Annotated in this window: 1 protein-coding gene; it reads right to left on the bottom strand. The window is 75.6% G+C overall.

All coding sequences use genetic code 11. The annotated features are described in order from the left end of the window. Nucleotides 1-2728, bottom strand: a 2728-nt coding sequence (locus tag AC067J_RS43950) for an SDR family NAD(P)-dependent oxidoreductase (RefSeq protein WP_478308506.1), incomplete at both ends; no start/stop codon positions are given.

The following is a 2728-nucleotide window of genomic DNA, read 5'->3' as shown; positions in this document are numbered from 1 at the left end:
ATGCCGACACCCTCGGACCAGCCCGTACCGTCCGCACCCGCCCCGAAGGACTTGCAGCGGCCGTCCGGAGCCAGCCCGCGCTGACGCGAGAACTCCACGAACACGTCCGGCGTCGGCATCACCGTCACACCGCCGACCAGCGCCATCGAGCACTCACCCGAGCGCAGCGCCTGCACCGCGAGGTGCAGCGCGACCAGCGACGACGAGCAGGCGGTGTCCACGGTGACGGCCGGGCCCTCCAGCCCGAACGAGTACGAGATCCGGCCGGACATCACCGACGAGGCCGTGCCCGTCAGCAGGTGCCCCTCCACACCCTCGGAGGCCTCGACCGGCCCCGAGCCGTACCCCATGAACGAGGCACCCACGAACACGCCGACCGGTCGGCCCGCCAACCCGCCCCGCGGGTCCACGCCGGCCCGTTCGAACGCCTCCCACGAGGTCTCCAGCAGCAGCCGCTGCTGCGGGTCCATCGCCAGCGCCTCACGCGGCGAGACGCCGAACAGTCCGGCGTCGAACTCGCCCGCACCGTACAGGAATCCGCCTTCACGGGCGTAGAACGTCCCCGCGTGCTCGGGGTCCGGGTGGTACAGGCCCTCCAGGTCCCAGCCGCGGTCCGTCGGGAACGCGCCGATCCCGTCCTCCCCGGCCGAGAGCAACTCCCAGAACCGCTCCGGGGAATCGACACCGCCGGGCAGCCGCAGGCCCAGCCCGACGATCACCACCGGGTCGTCCTCGGCCGCCGCGGCCACGGACGCCGGAGCAGTCGGAGCGGCCGCCACCGCGCCGCCGATCTCGGTCAGGACGTACGCGGCCAGCCGCTCCGCGCTCGGGTAGTCGAACGCCAGCGTCGCCGGCAGCACCAGCCCGGTCGCCGACCGCAGCCGGTTCCGCAGCTCCACCGCCGTCAGCGAATCGAAGCCCAACTCCTTGAACGCCCGCGACGGCTCCACCGCCCCCGCCGACGCATGACCCAGCACCGCCGCGACCTCGGCCCGCACCAACTCCAGCACCGCACGCTGACGCTCGCCCGGCGACAGACCCGCCAGCCGCCCGGCCAGACCGGACTCCGACTCCGGCGCGACGCCCAGCTCCGCGAACTCCGGCAGATCCACCAGCAACGGCCGCTCCCGAGCAGCCGTGAACAACGGCAGGAACTCCGCCCACCGCACATCCGCCACGGTGACCAGGTCGTCCCCGGCACCCACGGCCTGGGCCAGCGCGGCCACGGCGCGCCCGGGGTCCATCCCGGCCAGGCCCTGCCGGCGGAGCGAGGCCGCGGCCTCGTCATCGGCCGCCATGCCGACGCTCGCCCAGGGGCCCCAGGCGACCGAGGTGCCGGAGAGCCCGGCGGCGCGGCGGCGCAGGACCAGGGCGTCGAGGGCGGTGTTCGCCGCCCCGTACGCCGCCTGCCGGCCGCTGCCCCACGTCGCCGAGATGGACGAGAACACCACGAACGCGTCGACGTCGCCGACCAGTTCGTCCAGGTGCAGCGCACCCTCGACCTTGCCCCGGATCACGCGGTCCAGGTGGGCCTCGTCCGCGTCGACCAGCGACACGTCCTCGCCCACACCCGCCGCGTGCACCACCGCGTCGACCCGGCCGACCGAGGTCAGCAGCGCCTCGACCGCCGCACGGTCCGACAGGTCACAGGCGTGGATCTCCGCGATCGGCAGCTCGGTCAGCAGCTCCGCCGCACCGGGGGCGTCCGCGCCACGGCGCGACAGCAGCACCAGCCGCTCGGCGCCGTTCGCGGCCGCCCAACGGGCCACCTCCACGCCCAGGCCACCCGTACCACCGGTGATCAGCACCGTGCCACGCGGAGTCCAGGCCGGGGAGACACCGGCGGGCGCATGCGCGAGGCGCCGGACGAGCACGCCGCCGCTGCGGAGCGCCACCTGGTCCTCCGCGCCCAGCGCGCCGCCCAGGACCGCGCCGAGGCGATCCACCGCGCGGGTGTCCAGAACAGCCGGGAGGTCGAGCAGGCCGCCCCACATCCCGGGGTGCTCCAACCCCACCGCACGGCCGAAGCCCCAGAGCTGCGCCTGCGCGACGTCCGCCGCGCCGTCCGCCCGCCCGGTGACCACCGCGTTCCGGGTCGCCAGCCACAGCGGCGCGCCGCTCCCGGCGTCCACCAGGGCCTGGACGAGCGCCAGCGCCCCGCCGACCGTACCGAGCGTCGAGACGACGCCCGCCGCCTCCTGCCCGGCCAACCGGGCCGCCAGCTCGGCGCGGGAACCCGCCGGCACGACCGCGACGTCGGCGCCGAGGCCGGACAGCACCTCGGCGAGGCCGAACCGGTCGTCACCGACCAGCAGCCACGTCCCGGTGAGCCGCCCGCGGCCCGCGACGGTGGCGGGGCTCCAGGTGACGCGGTAGCGCCACGCGTCGATCAGCGACCGCTCACGGCCGCGCGCACGCCAGGCGGTGAGTGCGGGGAGCACGCCCTCCAGCGCGCCGGCCTCCACCCCGAGGCGGTCGGCGAGCGTGCCGACGTCGCCCGACTCGACCACCGCCCAGAACCCGTCGTCGTCACGGTCCGTACGGGGCCGCGCCCCCTTCTCAGGCCAGTAGCGCTCCCGCTGGAAGGCGTAGGTCGGCAGCTCGGCCGGACGGACCCCGGTGAAGAACGGGCCCCAGTCGACCGTGACGCCGTGGACGTACAGGGTCGCCAACGCCGTGAGGGCAGTGGTGACTTCGTCACGCTCGCGGCGCAGGAGCGGCGCCGTGA

This window comes from Kitasatospora sp. NPDC042419 (genome assembly GCF_056437345.1).
This window is presented reverse-complemented; position numbering and strand designations above follow the sequence as displayed.